Here is a 24171-nt window from a genome sequence, read left to right as displayed (position 1 = left end):
AAGTGAGAATTTATTGAATAATGGCTAATATGAGCCATCTGTAATGGTAGCTTTCGGATATCGTAAGGAAGAACCTAATCGAGCTAAGACTAGAAAAAAACTAAACGAAATCGTTTTATGGGTGTAATTATTGATAAATGTATTAAAAATAGGTAGATAAACGTCCTCTCAACTGCGCGAGGACGTTTTATATTTTGTACATGAAAACGCATTTGATGAAATGGAAAAGTTAGTTTACTAAAAATTTAAATTTAAGAAAAATGCATAATTAAGTAGAGAGCGATTAAGGTATTCAAAGGAAATATAAGAAGATATTTTTGATATTTCCATTATATAAGTTTTAACATAGAAAAATTGAGATTGAAAAAAAAAAAAAGTTACATATAATAGTAATATATGGTTTTATTTCAAGGAGCAATGTTACTAATCAACGACATGTCAATCTAGTGCTAGAATAATTGTCATAGAGTGAAATTAGCAACTGTTCGTCGAATGATTGCCATACTCCCTACTCCTATATTTATGAGGTTTCCAATTAATTCGTAATCTATAATTAAACCTTTAAGTTACCCTCCCAAAAGTTTTCATATTTATCCTTTGTTATTAATAACTTGCAACTATAGACAGAAAAATTAAATCAACATTATGTTGCCTAGTTAGCGCTACCACTTGTCCCAAAACCTATTAACGAATAATTTCCAGCCAATATTGATTTCCTTAGTGACCTGAACAGAATTGATGTTTAGCGCTCTTTTTCTTTTTCCACAACCTGAAGGAAATTGCAAAGAGTTTTTATTGTTAATTGATTGAATTTTATTAATTAGCGTCTACGATGTCTTTTGTATTTTATTTAGTAATGTTATAGGTACAGTTTATACGAAAAGGGGAAATTAGATGAGTGATCAGTATGTTGGAGAAATTCGGATGTTCTCAGGTAATTATGCACCACAAGGCTGGCATTTTTGCGATGGATCGATACTAAGCATCAGTGAGAATGAAGTATTGTATACACTCCTAGGAACAACGTATGGAGGTGACGGAAGAACTACGTTTGCACTTCCAGATATGAGAGGTCGCATTCCGCTTCATACGTCATCTAACTATCCACTTGGTCAAATGGCAGGAACTGAAAGAGTTACGTTGCTGCAGTCAAATATGCCAGCACATACTCACACTGCCAATGCGAACAACGTTGCTGCCAATTCAACAAGCAACTCACCCGTAGGGAATTTCTGGGGAGTTAGTACAGGGATAACTAATTATCAGAATACAGTACCTAACGTTACGATGTCACCAGCAACAGTTTCGAGTGTCGGGGGCAATCAGCCGCACGATAATATCATGCCAAGCAAAGTCATTAGTTTTATTATTGCGCTAGTAGGTATCTTCCCTTCACAGGGGTAAGAGAATCTTAGCGTTTCGTATCGCTATAAGGATTGTTTCTATAGAGGAGGATTTTATATGGCAGAACCGTTTGTTGGTGAGATTAGAACGTTTGCTTTCGGTATTGTTCCACGAGGATGGGCGTTATGCAATGGGCAGCTATTGCAAATTAATACTAATCAAGCGCTGTATTCTATTTTAGGTAACAGATATGGTGGAGATGGCAGAGTAAATTTTGCTTTGCCTAATTTACAGGGACGTACTCCTATTCACATGTCAAGCTCTTATCCAATTGCGACAGCTGGGGGAGAAGCGGCTCATACATTAACGATTAATGAAATGCCTCAGCATACACATCAGGCTCAAGGAAGCTCGGTGAATGCAGATAATTCTAAAGCAGAAGGTAATACATGGGCAGTTACAGCAACGACACGTCCAATATATGCAGCTAGCGCTAATACAACGTTGAACGAGGCAGCAATTGGAACAACAGGGGCGAGTCAAGCGCACAATAATATGCAGCCTTATACAACGGTTTCATTTTGTATTGCGTTGCAAGGCATTTATCCGTCAAGATCTTAGGAGGTGTGGTCATGGATCCATATGTAGGTGAAATAAGATTATTTTCAGGAAACTATGCACCAGTCGGCTGGGCACTGTGTAATGGACAGATAATGAATATTCAACATAATTCAGCTCTATACAGCATTATTGGAAACATTTATGGTGGAGATGGAAAAACAACATTTGCTTTACCCGATTTACAAGGGATGGCTGCAATGGGACAAGGAGTTGGACCAGGGCTTACACCTAGGGGGATTGCAGCTTCAGTAGGAACTAATACACAGACGTTGACAATTGATCAGATCCCGAATCATACGCATGTTCCAAACGGATCGAGTGCAACTACAGCAGCTCAAGCAGATCCGAGTAATAAAGTTTGGGGGAGTGAGAGTGATGCTGCTACAAATAAGCCCTATGCAGCCACTCCTAATGTTCCGATGAATGCACTTGCTCTCAATGTTATTGGAGGAAATACTGCTCATAACAATATGCAACCATATACGACATTATGCCTTATTATTGCATTGGAAGGCGTATATCCTCCGAAGCAGTAGTTTATGAGAACTGCCCTGAAGGTTGACCTTCAAGGCAGTTTTGTGCTGTATTTTAATTATAGTAGTTGGGGGTGTCGTGAATTTTATGAGAAAGAAAGTTAGTATTAATATTTTTTTAACTCTTGTTCTAATTTTTTCTTTATTTCCAGTATATCCACCGCGTATAGCTGCTGCTCCTCAAGTGATAAGTCCAATAGATGGAAGAACTACTTTTGATGGGACAATTTTGGATTTTGGCTATATTGCAGGAGACACTATTAATAATTACTCAGAATCAACTTTTAAGTTTAATGGAATTGATAGCACTCGTTCAATAGATTCATCATACATTGCCTTTGAAAGCTTCGAGGGGTATTGGACTACAATTTCAAATTTAAAAATTGCCATTACAAGTGATAATTGGCCAGGTACGGCAACGGTTATGCCAACGCTAGTTACGCCAGAAAAATCGATTAATTCTAGTGTTCCGGGTATTTTCTCCAGTATTAATCCGTATAATCCGGCTTTACAAATTAATACATATAGGATAGACGTGAGCAGCTTGATGACATCCAGCAATATTGGTGCTGATGGCATTATTTCGTTATTAATGTCTACAACTTCAATATACGATGCAGAAATTCTTGATCCTAGACTTGAAATTAATTATGCTGCAGCGCCAGTGAACACAGCGCCTGTTTTGAGTGGAATTGGCATTAAGTGGGTAAACGAGAAAAACTTGCTAACTTTTACTGCAACAGCATCAGATGCTGAGGGAGATACATTAACGTACAGTTTGGGTAACGCTCCGACAGGAGCAAGTATTAACTCTACGACGGGCGTATTCACATGGACGCCAACGGAAGCGCAGGGTCCAGATTACTTTACAATTAAAGTAATCGTAAGTGATGGAGCATTAACAGATGAAGAGGATATCATAGTTACGGTCAATGAGATAAATGAGGCACCAGTACTTGGTGCAATTGGAAACAAAACAGTAAATGAAGATACGCTAATTACCTTTACAGCAACAGCAACAGATGCAGATCTGCCAGCGAATACGTTGACGTTCAGCCTAGTAGGAGCGCCGTTAGGAGCAAGCATTAATCCAATAACAGGTGTGTTTACATGGACACCAACGGAAGCTCAGGGTCCAGGAAGCTATGCGTTTATAGTCCGCGTAAGTGATGGAACACAAATTGACAGCGAGCAAATTACCATTACGGTTAACGAGATTAATGCAGCCCCAATTCTTGGTGCCATTGGTAATAAGACAGTGGACGAGGGGAGTCAGTTAACCTTTACGGCAACAGCGACTGATTCAGATTCAGCTATCTTGACGTACAGCTTAGTGGGAGCTCCAACAGGAGCTAGCATCAATGCCACGACGGGTGTATTCACATGGATGCCAAGTGAAGCGCAAGGTCCGGGTACTTATCCGTTTATAGTACGAGTAAGCGACGGAACGTTGACGGATGATGAATCTATTACGGTTACTGTGAACGAAGTGAATGTTGCACCAGTGCTTGCAACAATCGGTGACAAAACGGTAAATGAAGGAAGCCAATTAACGTTTACAGCGTCTGCAACAGATACAGATCTGCCAGCGAATACGTTGACGTATAGCTTAGTTGGTGCGCCAACAGGAGCCAGCATTAACGCTACGACGGGTGTGTTTACATGGACGCCAACTGAAGCGCAAGGTCCAGGAAGCTATATGCTTAGCGTTCGTGTAAGTGATGGGGTATTAACTGATGAAGAGGAAATTACAATTACAGTGAACGAGGTGAACACAGCACCCGTACTTGCAGCAATTGGAGACAAAACAGTAGATGAAGAAACACTGCTCACGTTTACGGCAGTGGGTACAGATACAGACCTGCCAGCAAATACACTAACGTACAGTTTAGTTAATGCACCGGCAGGAGCCAGCATCAACCCTACGACGGGGGTGTTCACATGGACGCCAACCGAGGCACAGGGTCCGGGAAGCTATCCGTTTACGTTCCGCGTAAGTGATGGTTTGTTAACTGATGAAGAGCAAATCACCGTTACGGTTAACGAAGTAAATGCGGCGCCAGTGCTTTCTGCTATCGGTGACAAAACGATAGATGAAGGAAGTCAGCTAACCTTTAAGGCAACAGCGACAGATTCAGATTCGGCTATCTTGACGTACAGCTTAGTTGGAGCTCCAACAGGAGCTAGCATCAACGCTACGACCGGAGTATTCACATGGACGCCAAGTGAAGTTCAAGGACCGTTTAGCTATACGTTTACAGTTCACGTAAGTGATGGAGTATTAACTGATGAAGAAGAAATTACAGTTACGGTGAATGAAGTGAATATAGCGCCAGTGCTTGCAACAATTAGCGACAAAGCGATAAATGAAGGAAGCCAATTAACGTTCACAGCAACGGCAACAGATGTAGACCTGCCAGCGAATACGCTAACGTATAGCCTAGTTGATGCGCCAACAGGAGCCAGCATCAATGCTACAACGGGTGTATTCACATGGACACCAATAGAAGCGCAAGGTCCAGGAAGCTTTACATTTAAAGTTGTCGTAAGTGATGGGGCATTAACTGATGAAGAGGAAATCACGGTTACGGTCAACGAGATCAACACTGCACCAATACTTGCTGCGATTGGAGACAAAACGGTAGATGAAGAAACGCTGCTCACGTTTACGGCAGTAGGAACAGATGCAGATCTGCCAGCAAATACACTGACGTACAGTTTAGTCGATGCACCAACAGGAGCCAACATTAACGCTATAACAGGTGTGTTCACATGGACACCAACTGAAGCGCAGGGTCCTGGTAACTATACGTTTACGATTTCCGTAAGTGATGGTTTGTTAACAGATGAAGAAGAAATTACGGTTACGGTTAACGAAGTGAACACAGCGCCAGTGCTTGTAGCAATTGGAGACAAAACGATAGATGAAGAAAGTCAGCTAACCTTTACGGCTACTGCGGCAGACTCGGATTCGGCGATTTTGACTTATAGCTTAATAGACGCACCAACAGGAGCTAGCATCAATGCTACGACGGGAGTATTCACATGGACGCCAACGGAAATCCAAGGACCGTCTAGCTATACGTTTACGGTTCACGTAAGTGATGGGGAATTAACAGATGAAGAAGAAATTACAGTTACGGTGAATGAAGTGAATGTAGCGCCAGTGCTTGCAACAATCGGTGACAAAACGGTAGATGAAGGAAGCGAATTAACGTTTACAGCGTCTGCAACAGATGCAGACCTGCCAGCGAATACGCTGACGTATAGCCTAGTTGATGCGCCAACAGGGACAAGTATTAACACTTCAACAGGTGTATTTACATGGACACCAACGGAAGCGCAAGGTCCCGGTAGTTTTACATTTAAAGTTGTCGTAAGTGATGGAGCAATAACAGACGATGAGGAAATTACAGTTACAGTGAACGAGGTGAATACAGCACCCGTACTTGCAGCGATCGGAGACAAAACAGTAGATGAAGAAACGCTATTTACATTTACAGCAATGGCAACGGATGTAGATCTGCCAGCAAATACACTGACGTTCAGTTTAGTTGATGCACCAACAGGAGCAAGTATCAACGCGACAACAGGTGTATTTATTTGGACACCAACAGAAGCGCAAGGTCCTGGAAGCTTCACGTTTAAAGTAATTGTAAGTGATGGAGTATTAACAGATGAAGAGGAAATTACAGTTACGGTCAATGAAGTTAACACAGCTCCAGTGCTTGTAGCAATTGGTGACAAAACGGTAGATGAAGAAAGCGAATTGACGTTTACAGCGACGGCGGCAGACCCGGACTCGGCGATTCTGACTTATAGCTTAATAGACGCACCGACGGGAGCAAGCATTAACTCTACGACAGGCGTATTCACATGGACACCAACGGAAGCGCAAGGTCCGTCTAGCTATACATTTACAGTCCATGTAAGTGATGGAGTATTAACAGATGAAGAAGAAATTACAGTTACAGTGAACGAAGTAAACACAGCACCAGTGCTTGCAGCAATCGGTGACAAAACGGTAGATGAAGGAAGCGAATTAACGTTTACAGCAACGGCAACGGATGTAGACCTGCCAGCAAATATACTGACGTACAGCTTAACTGATGCACCGACAGGGGCAAGTATTAACGCTACGACCGGAGTATTCACATGGACGCCAACGGAAGTGCAAGGTCCGTCTAGCTATACGTTTACGGTTCGTGTAAGTGATGGAGTATCAACAGACGAAGAAGAAATTACAGTTACGGTGAACGAGGTGAACACAGCACCCGTACTTACAGTGATCGGAGACAAAACAGTAGATGAAGAAACGCAACTCAAATTTACGGCAGTTGGAACAGATGCAGATCTGCCAGCGAATACGCTGACTTACAGCCTAGTTGATGCACCGACAGGGGCAAGCATCAACGCGACAACAGGTGTATTCACATGGACACCAACGGAAACGCAAGGTGCAGGTAGCTATACCTTTGAAATCGTTGTTAGTGATGGAGTGCTTAGTGATAGCGAGGAAATTACGGTTACGGTTAACGAAGTGAATGTGGCGCCCGTACTGCAAGCGATAGGGAACAAGAGTGTGTATTCAGGAAGTCATTTAAGTTTTACCGCAAAAGCAACGGATGAGGATAACCCAGCGAACACGTTAACCTACAGTTTAGTCGATGCTCCAGAAGGTGCTGTAATAGACAGTCAAACAGGTGAATTTACATGGCAACCTTCAGCAATGCAAGGTTCAAAAAGTTATACATTCACGGTAAAAGTGAGTGATGGTCTGTTGACTGACGAGGAAACAATTACAGTTACGGTAAACGCAGTGTATACATCTGAGCCTTCAGGAAATGCAATTCATGTATTAGTTAACGGGAAGGCTGTGGACGCAGGTACTGCAACGATTTCAGGAAAAAACGGACAAAAAGTGATTACAGTTGCAGTAGACGAACAAAAGTTGATGCAACATTTTGAAGGAGAAGGTAAGCAAGTAGTCATTACAATTCCTGTTACAACAGATAGTAATGTTGTTATTGCTGAGATTAATGGGCGTACAATTAAAAATCTGGCAAAGCAGCAAGCGACTATTGTTCTACAAACAAATAATGCTTCATACACAATACCAGTTGACCAAATTGATATAACAGCAATTGCTTCTCAGCTTGGAGTAAATGTGGCATTAGAGGATGTAAAGTTGAAAATCGAAATTGCTGAACCGCTCAAGAACATGTTGCAAATTGTCGAAGCTGCATTTAATCGTGAAGGGTTAACACAAGTTGCCCCAACGCTTAATTTCAAAGTTAGCGTTGAGTATGACGGGCGTACAGTAGAGATATCGAAATTCAACTCCTATGTGAAGCGTACGATAGCTATTCCAGAAGGAACCAATCCGAACCAAATTACAACGGGTGTTGTTGTAGAACCAGATGGCTCAGTTAGTCATGTACCGACTCAAATTACTAAAGTCGGTGACAGATATTATGCGGTCATTTACAGCTTGACTAATAGTACTTACTCTGTTGTCTGGAATCCGTTACAATTTATTGATGTCGAGAATCATTGGGCAAAGGCAGCAGTCAATAATATGGGATCTAAGATGGTTATCAACGGAATAGGAAATGGGATGTATCATCCTGATCAGGATATTACTCGAGCAGAGTTTGCTGCTATTATTGTTCGTGGTCTAGGACTGAGGTTATCACAAGAAAATAGTTTGTTCACGGACATAGGTACAACAGCTTGGTACCGCAGTGCAGTTCAAACTGCATATGAATATGGTCTAATTAATGGATTTGAAGATGGAACTTTCCGTCCGAATGATAAAATTACGCGTGAGCAAGCTATGTTAATGGTGTCTAAAGCGATGCTAATTACAGGGCTAAAAGAAAGTGCAGCAAGTCAATCTAATGTCGATGTAATTCGTGAATTTACTGATGCTAGCATTGTATCTGAATGGGCGCTAGAAGGCGTTGCGGACAGTGTAGGCTCAGGTATCATTTCAGGCAGAAATAATAATCTGTTAGCACCAAAAGCTAACATTACTAGAGCAGAGGTAGCAATGGTTATACAAAGGCTACTTCAAACTTCCGATCTGATTAACAGGTAAAGTCAACAACATAAGACATATTGAAATAAATAAAAAACTCTCTGTATTGTGCTATTTCACAACTGCAGAGAGTTTTTTATGCGTTTTTGCAACAACTTATTAGTATCGTCAATACGTAGTATCCTATAGAGAATGTCATTTTTTCAACTATGAGGCAGTATAGTGCAACAATCTCCTATTTCTTTCGTTTGTTATTATACGTGTTTCTTATGAAGGATTATGTACTAATGGTAGTAAGATGTAAGTAACATTATATCCATTTAAGTGGAGGTAAACATGGCACCAAGAGTGTATTTGTTTTTGGAGGAGAAAGAATTTGTACTAGAGGCATGGGAGAATGCGAATCTGGAAATTAAGCGTTGCGTAGATAACCACCAGTTAACGGTTTATCCAGGACATAATTCTAACCACGCTGATATTGAAATTAAGTGCGAAAATATAGAACTAACGTTGAAGTTTAGTCTGCGTGATTTGTGGCAGGAGAAATCGTTGATGCTAACATCGATCAATCAAAGCGTTGTTTATGATATAAATGATGAAAATTTTGACTATTGGGATACTATTCCTCCGTTTGGAGTCGTAGAGCTATTTGGTATTGATTTCAATCGGGGGAAAGAAACGACGGAAGCTGAAGTTGAGGCTTTTTGCTTATTGCTTAATCATTTTTTGCTAAAGCATTTTATGATGTATGTCTTCCTTGAACGTGAGATACAGTTAGTTCTTCCCAATATACTTAATTTGAACAGCAATCTAAAAGAGTTTTCTCATAATGGAGTAAAAGGATATAGGGTAGCTAATTTCGGATAAGGAATGAGGACTTATTGAATGAGAATGTATACTGACCCTAGGGGAGAAGCCTACAAGCAAGTGATAGATTTGGCAATAAGCAACTCGGAATATTTTGTACTAAAAGTGAAAATTCCGGATGAAGTAGTTAAATGCAATTACACAAAGGTATTAGAAGCATTGAAACCTTACTTGGTGAAGTCAATCGTAATTCAAGACGATAATATAGCAGAAGTTAAATTATTAAGTAATACCTATCGCAGTAATGCCTTTTACACCGCGGAATCCTATAATTTTTATAGATGCAGCAATGAGAGCGGGAACATATTGAAGCAAATGGCCAACCGTTTGTCGGATTGGATATATCCTACAATGCCCGAAGACTTATGTTTCTTGAAAGAAGGAGGGGGAGACTACCTTTACTCGATTGTGCATGAACATATGTATGGTATGGATATAACAGAGGAAGAAGCAAAAGAACTGATGAATCGAATTACAGGGCTTTTTCTAGAATTAGAGTCTCATCAGGACCTAGATCGTCTGCTAGATGATGCTATTAAGCATCGAACCGATAAGCTGTATATAAGTGGACATCGGTTGACAGAACTGCCTGAGAATATTAGGGATGTTACTGAGCTTCGTATTCTAGAAATTTTTGAGCAGGATCTTTATCGTTTGCCTGAAGGGTTGTTTGAGTTAAGCAAGCTTGAATGTTTGAAAATCATGACGGCAGATTTGGAGAGTATTCCAGCAACGATAGCCAAACTGAAGAACTTGAGAGAGCTTTTCATTCAATGTGCAAGCTCTGATCGGCCCGCCCCTGGATTTCGGGTCAAGTCAAAGGAAGAGATTAGTCTAGATCACATCCCACCAGAGATTGGAGAGTTGGAACAACTGGAGCAGCTTACGATTCAATATACCTCTATCCATGAGCTACCGATCGAGCTAGAAAAGTTGAAGCATCTGCGAATCTTGAACTTAGAAATGGGTATGATTAATCAGAGACCTGATTTTCTAAAAAATATGAAGCAACTAGAATATATCAATGTGTCACAGAATTCATTATTGAATACGATTAAAATGGAATGGTAACTTACAATGATAGATAAATGCATAAGGGTGATAGAGTCGTAGTAGATTAAACGATCTCGCAATGATAAGCGTTTGAATATAACGATTTTGCTAAATGAAGGAGGCGTTAAAATGTCTGAGTTATCTTTTGATCAATTCACGATATTAAAAGAGCGTATGCATGAACTAGCGAAAGTGGAGCGGAATCGGGAAGATTTACTAAAGCGAATTAGAGAGCACGAATCGCTCATTGTTAAGCTCGAAGTGGAGCTGGTAATGGAACAAGAGGACGTTGAAAAGCTGACTAAGATGTCTCTAACGAATTTATTTCATACAATTTTGCGGAGCAAAGAGGAACAGCTTGAGTTGGAACGTCAGCAGGAACTAGTAGCAACGCTTAAACTTCAAGAAGCGAAACAAAGTCTTAAGGAGCTTAAGGAGGATCTGCTTGAGGTTGGTCACCAGCTTGCTAGTCTTTCTACTGCACACTCCGATTACAATAGGCTGATGTTAAGGAAGGAAGCGGCACTACGTAATTCTGCGCATGCTGCTCATGAGCTGGAAGAGATGGAGGAGCACATTACTTCTAAAAGCTTGCTGCTTAAGGAAATTGGAGAAGCATTGTCTGCAGGCAAAGGTGTTATTTCCTCGTTATCTTATGCCTCGGAGCAGTTGGAAAAAGCAGAGAACTGGGGAAATTGGGATATGTGGGCTAACGGAGGTTTAATCAGCACGCATATTAAGCACGGCCATATAGATGATGCACGGGTCTCTATTCATAATGCCAACCGCCAGTTGCAAGTGTTTCATAAAGAACTAGCAGATCTGCAAAGGTCTACAGACATACATATCGATATAAGTGGGACTCTTAAAATGGCTGATTATTGGTTTGATGGCTTAATTACAGACTGGCTCGTTCAGGGGAAAATTAAAGGTGCTCAAGATCAAGTATTAGAAGCGATTCATAAGATTAGAATGGTAGTAAATACACTTGAAGCTGATCATCGTGCTGCGGACAGAGAGTTATCTGACTCAAAAGCTAAGCGTATTGCTTGGATAGAAAAAACTAACTGAAGTAGTTGTAATATTGTAAATAATCTTATAGGTGGAATCTAAATTACTATATCTCGTAACTAAACTCCCATTTATATGCGTCAATAACGCAAATAAATGGGAGTTTTTGTTTTGAAAAGGCATTGCTTCTGGCAACGTAGTCTATTCTTATATCCACTTTCATTCCACATATATCGACAAAAACCTAATTCCTATTATATTTAACCAGTCAATCTACTCATATCGGTTAAGGTTATATGTTCAACGTTAGATCAGTTCGGTTTACTCTACATCTAATGAAATATTGCTTAATATTATAAAAATGATACATGTTATCGAAAAAAAGCAACGTATTTTCTACTACATATCCTCTATATACTATGATTGTATTCAGGTTACCTGAGTACAATAAATTTGGGATAGCCAATATGGAGGTAAATGAATGACAAGAAGACGAAAAATATTGTCGATCGTTACAGCGCTAGCTGTAACGACAAGTTTATTCACAATACAACCAGATGTTACTCAAGCGGCAGTTACTCCAATTTCTGTAAGCGGTGCCAACGACACTGTTTTTGGACCCAATGTGTATGTGTTTGACCCAACTATGAATAATACTAAAATTCAAGAAGATGTTACTGCAGTATTTAATCAACAGGAAAGTAATGAATTTGGTAATGAGAGGTATGCGCTATTGTTCAAGCCTGGAACTTATAACGACGTGAATGTAAAGGTAGGGTTCTATACACAGGTGGCAGGTTTGGGGCAAAACCCCGATGATGTTCATGTCAATACGCTCAATACAGATGCGAAATGGGATAATGGTAATGCGACTAGAAATTTTTGGCGTGGGGTGGAGAATTTATCCTATGGAAAACCAACAGATGACGCATTTTTTGCAGTTTCTCAAGCGGCACCAATGCGCCGTGTACATGCGAAATCAAAGGCTTTGCTACTCTTTGATTTTGACCCATGGTGGAATGCTGGATGGGCAAGTGGAGGATACATAGCAGATTCAAAGATTGATGGAAATATTGTTCCAGGATCTCAACAGCAATTTTTCTCGCGGAATAATGATTATCGTAAATGGGATGGATCATTGTGGAACATGGTATTAGTAGGCGATAAAAACCCCCAGCCTAACACATTCCCATCTCCAGCTATTACTACAATTGAAAAAGCACCAGTTATAAAGGAAAAGCCTTACCTCTACACGGATGGCACGGATTATAAAGTATTTGTTCCATCGTTGCAGAAAGATCGTAAAGGGGTAAGCTGGGAGAACGGATCTACACCAGGTACATCGAGAGATGTAGCATCAGATTTTTACATTGCTCAGCCAGGTGTAACTGCGTCAACGATTAATGCGCAGTTGAATAATGGAAAAAGCTTAATCTTCACTCCAGGGATCTATCATTTCGATGATACCATCAATGTAACCAAACCGAATACGGTTGTATTGGGTCTAGGATTAGCAACAATCGAGGAAGATACAGGCAAGGTCGCTATGAAGGTAGCGGATGTAGAGGGTGTAGTTATCTCGGGATTGATGTTCGAAGCTTCATTAATCAAATCTACTACATTGCTAGAGGTTGGATCCCAGAAGAATACGGTAGATCATTCAGCTAATCCAATCCTATTATCTGATTTATTTTTCAGGGTTGGTGGAACTGATGCGGGAACAACAGATGTTTGTCTTACAATTAACAGTAATAACGTAATTGGTGATCATTTCTGGATATGGCGCGCGGATCATGGTGAGGGAGCAGGATGGGATAGTAATATTAGCAAAAATGGTCTAGTTGTTAACGGAGATGATGTTACCATATATGGTTTGTTCAACGAGCATCATGAGGAGTATCAAACGTTATGGAATGGAAATGGCGGACGTGTATATTTCTATCAGTCCGAAATTCCGTACGATCCACCTTCGCAAGATAGATATATGAGTCATGATGGAACAGTAAATGGATATGCTGCTTATAAGGTTGCTGATCACGTAACGACACATGAAGCATGGGGGTTAGGTGTTTATGCTAACTTCACGGATGGTCCAGTGAAGCTGCATAATGCAATTGAAGTACCGAAAGTAGAAGGGGTAATTCTTCATTCTTTAACTACAGTTTTTCTAAGTGGAATACCTGGTAGTGGAATTACTCATATTGTGAACGATACAGGAGAAAGCCTGTATTCGCATTCGCCTATGACGCGAACAATGACAACTTATACTAGTGGAGATACACAAGCGCCTACCACACCTGAGAATGTTATCGCTACTGCCATTTCAGGTAGTCAGATTGATCTAACTTGGGATGCATCTACTGATAATTCGGGAGTTGATGCCTATGATATTTATCGCAACGGGAAAAAGATCGGTTCTACGAGTCTAACTCAATATAGCGATTCAGGTCTTAGTGCCGAGAAGCAATACACTTATACGATCATTGCAAGAGATTCATTTGGTAATCAATCTACAAGTAGCAACCCTGTTAGTGCAACGACAACTAAATTATGGACTGAGATTAGTAAATACGGTTGGTCAGTGCTGGCTTCCCATAATAATGGTGAGAACAACGTGAATTCTGCAAAAATTATTGACGGTAACTCAAGTAATATTTGGGAAAGCGGCACAGGGATGATTGAAGGCATGAATTTCATAGTAGATATGAATGAGCCTAGAAGTTTTGGAAGAGTTGTCTTCCAATCAGCAGGAACTGATTATGCCCGAGGATATGCTGTATCTGTTTCAGACGATGGAACGAACTGGGGGACTCCAGTAGCTACAGGAACAGATGCTAATGCGGTGATTAATGCAGGTAGTGGTGCAACATTTACAGTAGATTTAAACCCGGTGACCGCTAGATATGTGAAAGTTGAACTAACAGTACCATTTACATCTAATTGGTGGAAAATTAATGAATTTAGTGTCTACACAGACAAAGAAAAGCCATTGAATAGAGATGGTTGGGAGGCAATCACCGAACTAGGGAGTGCAGATGCTAATAAATTAATAGATGGGAATATGGCTACTCGCTGGTCTGCTGGTACACCGATGATTCCTGGTCAATCGATCGTTATCGATATGAAAAATGAACAAAACTTCAATAAGATTCTAATGGATTCCACAGGCAGTAACAACGACTATGCTAGAAGCTATGAAATCTACGTATCAAATGACGGAGAAAACTGGGGTACTCCAATTGTGAATAATACAGCAACGGGTCCTGTGATTCTCTCCGACTTTGCAGATCAAAATGCTCGTTTCATTAAAATCGTACAGATGGGAACCAATTCTGGTTGGTGGTCGATTTATGAAATTAGTGTGTTCAGGGATGCTACGAATCCTGTAGACGTATCAACTATAAGTGTAAATGGAACCGGTGGAGCAGATGTGATTACTACTAAAGGTGGAACACTCCAAATGCAATCACATGTCCTACCTGCATATGCGGATGAAACTTCAGTAAGTTGGTCTGTTTATAATGTAGATGATTCAACAACAGATAAAGCAACAATTAATCAAGATGGTCTTTTAACTGCAGTGGAAAATGGAAAAGTCAAAGTAATTGCAACATCAATAGATGGTTCTAACGTACAAGGAGTGAAAGAGATTACTATTAGCGGTCAAAATCTAGTGACGAGTATTGAAGTCAGTGGATTGGAAGGGCTAACTTCAATCTCAACGAAATCAGGTACGCTTAATATGTCTGCGGAAGTATTACCAGATGATGCTGATAATTCATCAATTACTTGGTCTGTTGTGAATGAAGATGGAACTGTGACAGATAAAGCAACCATTAGTGCTGACGGGGTGCTAACTGCAGTGAAGGATGGTAATGTGAAGGTCATTGCAACGGCTAATGATGGAACTGGCATTACAGGTGAACTAATTATTTCAATTACAGGACAAATAAGTAGTGGATGTCAAACAAATTGTGGAGGCACAATTACACCTTCTCCGACACCAACGAATAATCATCAAAAAACAATTTCAGCTGCAGATTTGAATAATGTTCAGGGGGGCAATTCGGTCGTTACGCTAGGCGAAGGTAAGACAGAGGCGGTTATTCCAGTTAATTTGGCACAACAAGTAAGTAAACCTGTCGAAGTGAAAAGCAATGGAATATCAGTTATTATTCCTACAGCAGTAGTCAAAGATCTAACAGGTAAATTGCAAGGTGATACTAATGGTTCTAATGTTATTGTAAGGGTTTCTGCAGATCCGAAAGGAGACTTTGTTTATACGCTCGATCTTATCTTACGTGACAAGGATGGGAAGGAAACGAAGTTAAGTACATTCCCAGAACCGATAACTTTAGTAATACATTATGACGATACTAAACTGGATAGCGATCTGATCGGTGTATATTACTATAATGAAGCTCTCAAAGAATGGGAATATATTGGTGGTAAGATAGATAAGAGCAAACATAACATTTCAGCAGATGTTACACATTTTAGTAAGTATGGTGTGAGGGAGTTTGACAAAGTTTTCACTGACGTACCTACGACTCACTGGGCATATCATGCATTAAAGGTTCTTTCTGCTAAACATATTGTCAGCGGTGTATCAGCAACCGAGTTTAATCCGAGCGGCATTACGACTCGCGCTGAATTTGTAGCAATGCTGACGAATGCACTTGGATTACAAGCATCCAAAGTGAATGAACAATTCACAGATGTGAATTCATCGGATTGGTTTGCAAAGGATGTTGCAGCAGCTTATGATGCTGGGCTGATCCGAGGCGTAACAGATACGACATTCGCACCTGATTCTACAATTACTAGAGAAGAAATAGCGATATTGATGGTTCGTGCATATGAATATGTCAAAGGGAAACAAACATCAATTGAAAATCATTTGACAGTACTGCATGACCACGGTCAAATATCTTCATGGGCAAGTGCTGAAGTTAATTCTGCGATTGAACTAGGATTGATGAAAGGGAAATCTACTTCAATATTTGCACCACAAGCGAGTGCGACTAGAGCAGAAACGGCACAGGTGATTTTCAATTTGTTGAATGCACTTGAAGTAGATTAGAGAGTAGAAATGAGAAAATGACCGAGTAACAAAAGTTGCTCGGTCATTTTTGTGTGTTCTTGTGTATTGCATTAATTGATGTTATTAGGTTTTCTATTCACACTTATCCTCGTACAAATCTACATACACCTTCTTGTTACCATCTACTTGAGCGATGAAAACATCTTTCTCAGTCGATGCTCCTTGTTGCGTAATTTCATGTATTAACCACTTTTTAGAATACCCGAGTCTTGCCAAATTTTCATGCAATATATGACCATCCATAATTAATAACGTAGGTGCATTTTCATGTTTTAACTTTATACCTAGAAAATTAGGAGTAATGGGCTCCATATCAGGTTTCTTCATAACACTTAGTTGTCCATTAGCTTCAAAAACAGCCATTTGTACATCATCTAACTTAAAGACATTCTTCTCTCGTAAAAGCATCATTAACTCATCAATCGCCATCTGATTTTTTTTCATGGTTTCTTCCAATACTTCACCATCTTTAATAATGATCGAGGGCTTACCATCTGTTAACTGTAGAAATCTTCTTGATTTGAGTCCGATAAGACTTAAAATAATTGGAAGTACTCCCCATATAATTAGAGAAACTAATCCGTTTGAAATTTTTATGTTTTGATCAACGGACATTGTTGATGCAATGGAACCAATCGTTATACCAACAACATAATCGAAGAAGGTAAGCTGAGAAAGCTGTTTCTTTCCCATAATTCGTGCCAAGAAGAGCAAGACGAGAAATGAAACAATGGAACGGATTAATATTAATACATACTCTGGCACTATTATTCCCCCAATTGAAAAGTCTGAATAAGTTTTCTTTATTATTGGGTAATCTAACTATTAATATGCAACAATTAGGGGGATAAACGTAGATGTTTCAGAAAGCTATGCTTTGTATAATGATGTTACTTATCGTATCAGGATGTTCTGCTCAAAATGGTAAAAATGAATTCAAAGAGAAAATAAATCTACTTGAACAATCATTAAGTAATAAAGATACTGCTTCATTAAAGGTACAAGTAGATGAGTTATTACAATTGTATAAACATAATGAGTGGAAATTACAATTATTAGGTGATGAAGGGGAATATGAACGGCTTCATGAAAGCATACAACGAATCATTGTGGCGATCGAAGAAGAAGATTACACTGAAGCAAAGATAGAGCTTAGTACGACTAAAACAATTTTGCAAGATATTTATTCATTGTGATCTATATAGCATTTCATTCAAAAAACACTCCTTCATGATGTTATTGAAGGGGTGTTTTGTGCTAATTGTCACGTGACAAGATGATGACAGCAGTAACTATTAGAAATTACGAATGAAAGTTGTAGTTAAGTTATGAACATAGTTGTGAATCTATAGTAGCGCTTTATATAGATGAATAGTATGATATACCTAAATAATATTGTTGATAAGTGACTTTAGTCTTATGTGGAGTGTGAAGCCATCAAATGCCGTACTATTATTTTAAAGAAATATGGACACCACTTAAACTGATTGGAATTAGCTTTTTTAAGGATGAAGAGAATCACATTTGGTTTAAATTGTGGAGAGGTAAAAGAAGAAAACTGAATATATAGAATAGTAAGCGTTAGCTAGAAGTTATAGAATTGTTATACGCTGTTAATTGGCCATCCGAGAGTATTATTCTTACGGATGGCTATTTTATATGCGAAAATAGTCAGTTACTAGTTTAATTTAAGAAGGAGGAGTGATTGTTGCAAAAGTTCTCGAATTAACTGGTAGCACGTCTTATACATCATTTGCTGATGATGCTACAAATCCATCATGGGCCAAAAATGCGATTGCATCTTTACAAGAAAAAGGATTGGTCTCAGGAAAAACAGGCAATAAATATGATCCGAGTGCTGCGTCAACAAGAGCAGAAGCAATTACGCTTATTTTGAATATGTTAAATAATAAATAAGTACTGATTTCAAGGAAAAGCTTTTCGATGATGATCAATCATTGAGAAGCTCTTTTTATTATTTGTTGGGCTAATGACCAAATGTTTTGGATGATATTGACTAAGTGTTCTATGTGTTATACTATATATATAACAGATAGAACACTGTTAAACGAAGTAATTCAAATTTCTATATCAATTAAATGACATTGAAGTGAAAGTATATTGCATTTGAATAACATATCGTTATCAAGGTAGTGGCATATCGGAGATTGCAAAAAGTTGTAGGGGGTGATTAACATGCTGTTAGCCATAGATATGCAATCTGAAACACCTATATATACACAGATTGCACAGCAAATTATCGAAGGGATAGCGAAAGGTGAACTAATTCCAGGGGAAGGCTTACCGTCTGTGCGAGCCTTAGCAGTAGATTTGGGCGTGAATTTGCATACTGTCAACAAAGCGTATCATTTATTGAAACAAGATGGATATGTTCAAATTAATCGCAAGCAAGGTGTCATCATTGAACCTGATGCACTGCCAATTGCTGACGAACAGTTTAAGAAAAACTTACTGGAGCGATTGAGACCTCTTGTTGCAGAAGCAGTTGCTAGAGGGATGGAGATTGATCAGTTCGAGCAGTTGGTTGGTATAACGTTCAAAGAGATGCTCCCTAATGGTAGCTAGTTATTGAAGAATATCGAGTAAGTAATAAAAAGTTGAAGTTTAAGCTTCCGACGTACTTTTTATATGCAAGAAGAGTATCAAGTAAGTAATAAAAAGTTGAAGGAGATGAATGGAATGGAACTTTGGATATTAATAGCGCTGTTTGTACCGATCATTGCAATTGTGGCAATTACCCCACTAATTACAAGGAAGGTTGAGGCATTTGGTGTAACTGTACCAGAAGGCATCAAGCAGGATCCGTTCGTTAAAAAGCAGATCAAAACATATATTACGCTATGTACTACACTTGGCTTAGTATTAATTGTGGCATTGCTATTGCTTTTACAAAGTAATCAAGAGGAATCTTTTTATGCTATAGCTTATTCTTGCTTCATTTTCGGATATATGCTTGTTAGCTTCATTTTCTATTATGTTAGTCATGTTCAGATTAAAAAGTGGAAACAAACTCAAAGTTGGTACGATGAGCAGCTTGCTACTCAAAAGATTGTTGTACAAACGGGCTTCCATAATAAGCGAATGACGATCTCATTAGCATGGTATATCCCACATTTACTACTTGTGGTAGGTACAGTAATTTACAGTTTATTGAACTATGATAAATTTCCTGAGATCATTCCTATGCAGTTTAATTTTGATGGTGAAGTCACAAGGAGTGTCGAGAAAAGTTTATCAGCGGTGCTAGGACTATCTGGTATTTCTCTAACGATGATTGTCGTGTTTATCTTCTCTCACATTTCCATTGCTAAAGCCAAACAAGTAGTTGAAAGTAAAGATCCAGAAGGATCAGTTGAACGCAATCCTCGTTTCCGTTATTCTTGGTCGATCTTTACAGCGATCACTGGTTTTTTAATTGTATTGATGATGTGCTTTGGCCAATTATCTTTCTTGCTTAATATTTCTAACAATACTAATATGCTAATCGTATTTGCGGTAGTTGGAGTTATTGTGCTTGGAGCAATCGTACTAAGTATAAAGACTGGTCAAGGTGGATCACGGATTAAGCTTAACGACTCGCATGGAAAAAGTAATGTATCAGTTGCTGACCAAGATCAATACTGGAAAGCAGGAATTATCTATTGGAATAGTAAAGATCCTGCAATCTTCGTGGAGAAGCGCTTTGGTGTAGGTTGGACTATGAATTTTGCAAGACCTTTAAGTTGGTTATTAATTATCGGTATTCTTGCGATTGCCTTAATTCCGAGCATTTTCTTATCTTAGTTTCTGTTGAAAATAATTAATTGGGCACATTTGGGAGGGAATCTATTCAATTTGATAGGGAAAACGAATGTTTTTATCTTTTTATCGAAAAACATTCGTAAAATGATTGACAAAAATGTGCCTACCTCGATAAAATTAAAGACGGAATACAACAAAAGCATATACTTTCGTATAATCTCAAGAATTGGCTTGAGAGTCTCTACTAGATCACCGTAAATGATCAGGCTACGAGGGGTGAAAGAAAGCCACTAGGCCAGTGGTATATTTCTTTCCTTTTTGCAGAGCCTAGAGAAATGCGATTTACGCATTTTCTTCATGGGCTTTTTTGCTTGTTCCATCACAATTTTGGGAGGTTATATTCAAAATGGAGCGTTTCTTTCGATTAAAGGAACTAGGAACAAATGTAAGAACTGAAATTATGGCAGGTCTAACGACTTTCATGACTATGGCTTATATTCTAGCAGTTAACCCAATGATTTTGGGTAGTGCTGGTATGGACGTTCAAGGAGTATTTCTAGCAACTGCATTGTCAGCAGGTATTTTCACTATTGCAATGGGGATTTTCATTAACTTCCCAGTTGCACTTGCTCCAGGTATGGGTTTAAATGCTTATTTCGCATCAGTAATTCTTGCCTCGGCTGCCACGGATACGCCGATTACACCAGCAATGGGGTTAACGGCAGTATTTATCTCAGGTATTATCTTTATCATCTTAACAATTACGCAAATTCGTCAAATGTTAATTGATGCTGTACCTGATAGTTTGAAGCATGCGATTACTGTTGGTATCGGTCTATTCATTACGATTATCGGTATGAAGGGCAGCGGCTTGATGACCATCAATGTGGAAAGCTTTACTGATATTACGGCTGGTAGTTTTACACCAGTTACAGGTAACGAGACGGTTATCGGTCTTGGTAGCTTCTCTAATGAAACGATGGTCTTTACGATCATTGCATTACTAATTACAGGAATTATGATGGTAATTAAAGTTCCTGGTGCTATTCTATGGGGAATGGTTGCTACAACAATCATTGCGATCATTACAGGAAATGTAGATGCTAATACAATCTTATCAACGAATAGTTGGATGCCAGACTTCAGCAAAATGCATTTTGCTGACTTCGACTTCGCTGGTGTCATTGAAGTAGGTTTAGTAACAGTAATTCTTACATTCACATTCGTAGAAATGTTTGATACATTCGGTACATTAGTTGGAACAGCTACTCGTGCTGGTATTATGAAAGATAAAGAAACTGGTAAAAAACGTGTTGGTAAAGCGATGTTCGTTGACGCGATCGGCGTAAGTGGTGGTGCTGTTCTTGGTACAAGTACAGTAACAGCTTTCGTTGAGAGCTCATCTGGTATTGCGCAAGGTGGCCGTACTGGACTTACAGCTGTTACGACAGGTATCTGCTTCTTGCTTTCAATTTTCATTTTACCGGTAGTTATGTTAGTTCCAGGTTCTGCAACTTCTGCAGCACTAATTATTGTTGGCGTACTTATGATGCAATCTGTGAAAGAAATTGATTTCTCTGATATGGTGTATGCAATTCCTGCATTCTTCATTATCGTGTTCATGCCTTTCTCTTACAGTATTGCTAACGGTATCTCTTTCGGTATCGTGTTCTACGTAGTACTTGCTACAATTGCTAACCTTGCGAAAAAAGGTCAGTATAAAGTTCACTGGTTAATGTGGGTACTTGCATTATTAATTATCTATCGCTACGTATTTATGGGCGGCGAATAAATAATGTAACAAAAAGAAGCAGCGCTTGGCCGGCGCTGCTTCTTTTTTATTTTAAATGAAGTTATGTTTATCGTATTATTCTCCTAGACTTAACTGCCATTGGATACCGAATTTATCAGTGACCATGCCATAACATTTACTCCAAAAAGTTTCTTGGAGCTCCATACCGATAGATCCACCTTCTTGTAATTGTTCATAGGCAGATTCGATTTCTTGACGATCAGTACTCACAATAGCAAGTGTGATGTTATTCCCTTGGATGAAGGGCATACTTGGGAAAACATCAGAGAACATGACATTACTTCCACTAATTTGTAACCTAGCATGCATAATTAGATCTTTTATATCTTCGCGTTTTGCTTCTTCTGGAGCTTGAGGAATCTCCCCAAAAGTCATTAACTGTGTAATCTCTTGATTGAATACTTTGGCATAAAATTCAACAGCTTGACGGCAATTTCCATTGAAATTAAGATATACATCTACTGACATTTTGATTGCTCCTTTAATTGTAATGTATGCTAGCACAATAAATGACTAACGATACGTATTGTTATTTTATCATGACAATTAATATGAATTCTATACCTATTAAGTTACATATAAAGTTACTTGAAGGTAGATGACATGAACATAATAGTGAACTAATGGTTTAAAATCTGATAGAATTAGTTGAAAGCGTTATTATTCAGTAGCAAAATTAGAACTATAGTATGTATTTATTTCAGAGTGGAAAATTAACATTAAGGTAAGGTGAAAATATGTATAAGGTAGATTTAAACTGTGATATGGGTGAAAACTTTGGCATATATAATTTAGGACAAGACGAAGAATTAATGAAATATATTACGTCGACGAATATCGCATGTGGGTATCATGCTGGAGATCCAATGACAATGCGCAAAACGGTAAAGCTAGCGCTTCAGTATGGTGTTGCTATCGGAGCACATCCAGGATTACCAGATATGGCTGGCTTTGGTCGACGTATAATGGATATAAGTGCTGAAGAAATATACGGACTGGTATTATATCAGATTGGTGCTTTGCAGGCATTTGCGAAAGCGGAAGGAACCTCGATTACTCATGTAAAGCCTCATGGGGCATTATATCAAATGGCGAATCAGAATACTGCTATTGCCGAGGCTATCGCTGAAGCGGTATACCGTATTGATGGAGATGTGTATTTGGTTGGTCAATCAAGCAGCAAGCTTGTTAAAGCTGGTGCAAGAGCAGGTCTTCGTACGTTGAATGAAGTTTTCGCTGATCGTAATTATGAGAAGGACGGTTCCTTAACGCCAAGATCACATGAACAAGCACTAATTGTACAGTCTAAATACGCTGCAGAGCGTGTCATTCGTATGGTGCTTGAACATAAAGTTGAAAGTAGAACAGGCGAAGAAATGAACATGCGTGCAGATACGATATGTGTACATGGTGATTCACCAGATGCTCTAGAGCATGTGATTCAACTATCGCAAGCGTTGTCCGAGGCAGGAATTGAAGTCGTTCATCCAGTGTAAGGAAGTTCAAAATAGTGGACGTTGATAACGATGATTAAGCTGAGGTAGCATATTCGACATCGAAGATGCTCCCCATCGAAAGCCTGCGTGTGCTCACGTACCCAAAACGTACGCTGTGCTACTCGTTTTCGCCGTGGAGCATCTTCTCGATTCTAAACGCTCACATTTTGAACCTACATTTGAAGAGGAAGTTCAAAATAGTGGACGTTGATAACGATGATTAAGCTGAGGTAGCATATTCGACATCGAATATGCTACCCATCGAAAGCCTGCGTGTGCTCACGTACCCAAAACGTACGCTGTGCTACTCGTTTTCGCCGTGGTGCATCTTCTCGATTCTAAACGCCCACATTTTGAACCTACATTTGAAGAGGAAGTTCAAAATAGTGGACGTTGATAACGATGATTAAGCTGAGGTAGCATATTCGACATCGAATATGCTACCCATCGAAAGCCTGCGTGTGCTCACGTACCCAAAACGTACGCTGTGCTACTCGTTTTCGCCGTGGTGCATCTTCTCGATTCTG

The 24171-nt window shown here is 39.3% G+C and carries 16 protein-coding genes, 1 pseudogene and 1 riboswitch; of the genes and pseudogenes, 15 read left to right on the top strand and 2 right to left on the bottom strand.

Features of this window, described 5'->3' with window-relative positions:
* Positions 1-4: 4 nt before the first annotated feature.
* The 9 genes and pseudogenes from NAG76_02425 to NAG76_02385 all read left to right on the top strand — a co-directional run bounded on the left by NAG76_02425 (position 5) and on the right by NAG76_02385 (position 16552).
* Positions 5-127, top strand: a pseudogene (locus NAG76_02425) (NAD(P)H-dependent oxidoreductase).
* A 767-nt stretch (positions 128-894) separates the two neighbouring features.
* Complete coding sequence (locus NAG76_02420; protein ID URN95133.1) at positions 895-1404, top strand: tail fiber protein; 510 nt, start codon at positions 895-897, stop codon at positions 1402-1404.
* A gap of 57 nt (positions 1405-1461) precedes the next feature.
* Positions 1462-1965, top strand: a complete 504-nt coding sequence (locus NAG76_02415; protein ID URN95132.1) for a tail fiber protein — start codon at positions 1462-1464, stop codon at positions 1963-1965.
* A gap of 11 nt (positions 1966-1976) precedes the next feature.
* Positions 1977-2501, top strand: coding sequence for a tail fiber protein (locus NAG76_02410; GenBank protein URN95131.1), 525 nt, complete (start codon positions 1977-1979; stop codon positions 2499-2501).
* A gap of 85 nt (positions 2502-2586) precedes the next feature.
* A complete protein-coding gene (locus NAG76_02405; protein URN95130.1) occupies positions 2587-8598 on the top strand; it encodes a putative Ig domain-containing protein in 6012 nt (2003 codons plus the stop codon).
* A 276-nt stretch (positions 8599-8874) separates the two neighbouring features.
* Positions 8875-9405, top strand: a complete 531-nt coding sequence (locus tag NAG76_02400) for a hypothetical protein (GenBank protein ID URN95129.1) — start codon at positions 8875-8877, stop codon at positions 9403-9405.
* 18 nt (positions 9406-9423) lie between these two features.
* The gene (locus NAG76_02395) at positions 9424-10476 is read left to right on the top strand and encodes a hypothetical protein (GenBank protein ID URN95128.1); all 1053 of its coding nucleotides are present in this window, start codon (positions 9424-9426) and stop codon (positions 10474-10476) included.
* A 111-nt stretch (positions 10477-10587) separates the two neighbouring features.
* Entirely contained in the window at positions 10588-11529 is a 942-nt protein-coding gene (locus NAG76_02390; protein URN95127.1) for a hypothetical protein, read from the top strand.
* 421 nt (positions 11530-11950) lie between these two features.
* Positions 11951-16552: a discoidin domain-containing protein gene (locus NAG76_02385; GenBank protein URN95126.1), complete on the top strand. Its 4602-nt coding sequence runs from the start codon at positions 11951-11953 to the stop codon at positions 16550-16552.
* A gap of 93 nt (positions 16553-16645) precedes the next feature.
* Here the strand turns inward: NAG76_02385 and NAG76_02380 are convergent, their stop codons facing one another.
* The gene (locus NAG76_02380) at positions 16646-17338 is read right to left on the bottom strand and encodes a DUF421 domain-containing protein (GenBank protein URN95125.1); all 693 of its coding nucleotides are present in this window, start codon (positions 17336-17338) and stop codon (positions 16646-16648) included.
* A 92-nt stretch (positions 17339-17430) separates the two neighbouring features.
* Between NAG76_02380 and NAG76_02375 the strand changes: the two genes are divergently transcribed.
* The 5 genes from NAG76_02375 (at position 17431) to NAG76_02355 (ending at position 22127) form a co-directional block, all read left to right on the top strand.
* Complete coding sequence (locus NAG76_02375; GenBank protein ID URN95124.1) at positions 17431-17769, top strand: DUF4363 family protein; 339 nt, start codon at positions 17431-17433, stop codon at positions 17767-17769.
* Positions 17770-18274: 505 nt separating this feature from the next.
* On the top strand, positions 18275-18490 hold the full coding sequence (locus NAG76_02370; GenBank protein ID URN95123.1) for an S-layer homology domain-containing protein: 216 nt from the start codon (positions 18275-18277) through the stop codon (positions 18488-18490).
* A gap of 279 nt (positions 18491-18769) precedes the next feature.
* The gene (locus tag NAG76_02365) at positions 18770-19159 is read left to right on the top strand and encodes a GntR family transcriptional regulator (protein ID URN95122.1); all 390 of its coding nucleotides are present in this window, start codon (positions 18770-18772) and stop codon (positions 19157-19159) included.
* Between the two features lie 114 nt (positions 19160-19273).
* The gene (locus NAG76_02360) at positions 19274-20377 is read left to right on the top strand and encodes a DUF5808 domain-containing protein (protein URN95121.1); all 1104 of its coding nucleotides are present in this window, start codon (positions 19274-19276) and stop codon (positions 20375-20377) included.
* Positions 20378-20524: 147 nt separating this feature from the next.
* Positions 20525-20625: riboswitch (purine riboswitch) on the top strand.
* A gap of 116 nt (positions 20626-20741) precedes the next feature.
* Complete coding sequence (locus tag NAG76_02355) at positions 20742-22127, top strand: NCS2 family permease (GenBank protein URN95120.1); 1386 nt, start codon at positions 20742-20744, stop codon at positions 22125-22127.
* Between the two features lie 75 nt (positions 22128-22202).
* On the opposite strand, the gene NAG76_02350 is transcribed toward NAG76_02355, so the two are convergent.
* Entirely contained in the window at positions 22203-22616 is a 414-nt protein-coding gene (locus NAG76_02350) for a VOC family protein (protein URN95119.1), read from the bottom strand.
* Between the two features lie 269 nt (positions 22617-22885).
* Between NAG76_02350 and NAG76_02345 the strand changes: the two genes are divergently transcribed.
* Positions 22886-23644 (top strand): LamB/YcsF family protein, encoded by a 759-nt coding sequence (locus NAG76_02345; protein URN95118.1) that lies wholly within the window; start codon positions 22886-22888, stop codon positions 23642-23644.
* Positions 23645-24171 lie beyond the last annotated feature (527 nt).

Source organism: Candidatus Pristimantibacillus lignocellulolyticus (assembly GCA_023639215.1).
GTDB classification, from domain to species: domain Bacteria; phylum Bacillota; class Bacilli; order Paenibacillales; family Paenibacillaceae; genus Pristimantibacillus; species Pristimantibacillus lignocellulolyticus.
Note: the sequence above shows the minus strand (reverse complement) of the source record. Positions and strands in the feature narration are given on the sequence as shown.

What these genes read in the sequence shown, in the direction of transcription:
- NAG76_02420 (URN95133.1), top strand. Translation starts at nt 895, where the DNA reads ATGAGTGATCAGTATGTTGGAGAAATTCGGATGTTCTCAGGTAATTAT.
- NAG76_02415 (URN95132.1), top strand. Translation starts at nt 1,462, where the DNA reads ATGGCAGAACCGTTTGTTGGTGAGATTAGAACGTTTGCTTTCGGTATT.
- NAG76_02410 (URN95131.1), top strand. Translation starts at nt 1,977, where the DNA reads ATGGATCCATATGTAGGTGAAATAAGATTATTTTCAGGAAACTATGCA.
- NAG76_02405 (URN95130.1), top strand. Translation starts at nt 2,587, where the DNA reads ATGAGAAAGAAAGTTAGTATTAATATTTTTTTAACTCTTGTTCTAATT.
- NAG76_02400 (URN95129.1), top strand. Translation starts at nt 8,875, where the DNA reads ATGGCACCAAGAGTGTATTTGTTTTTGGAGGAGAAAGAATTTGTACTA.
- NAG76_02395 (URN95128.1), top strand. Translation starts at nt 9,424, where the DNA reads ATGAGAATGTATACTGACCCTAGGGGAGAAGCCTACAAGCAAGTGATA.
- NAG76_02390 (URN95127.1), top strand. Translation starts at nt 10,588, where the DNA reads ATGTCTGAGTTATCTTTTGATCAATTCACGATATTAAAAGAGCGTATG.
- NAG76_02385 (URN95126.1), top strand. Translation starts at nt 11,951, where the DNA reads ATGACAAGAAGACGAAAAATATTGTCGATCGTTACAGCGCTAGCTGTA.
- NAG76_02375 (URN95124.1), top strand. Translation starts at nt 17,431, where the DNA reads ATGTTTCAGAAAGCTATGCTTTGTATAATGATGTTACTTATCGTATCA.
- NAG76_02365 (URN95122.1), top strand. Translation starts at nt 18,770, where the DNA reads ATGCTGTTAGCCATAGATATGCAATCTGAAACACCTATATATACACAG.
- NAG76_02360 (URN95121.1), top strand. Translation starts at nt 19,274, where the DNA reads ATGGAACTTTGGATATTAATAGCGCTGTTTGTACCGATCATTGCAATT.
- NAG76_02355 (URN95120.1), top strand. Translation starts at nt 20,742, where the DNA reads ATGGAGCGTTTCTTTCGATTAAAGGAACTAGGAACAAATGTAAGAACT.
- NAG76_02350 (URN95119.1), bottom strand. Translation starts at nt 22,616, where the DNA reads ATGTCAGTAGATGTATATCTTAATTTCAATGGAAATTGCCGTCAAGCT.
- NAG76_02345 (URN95118.1), top strand. Translation starts at nt 22,886, where the DNA reads ATGTATAAGGTAGATTTAAACTGTGATATGGGTGAAAACTTTGGCATA.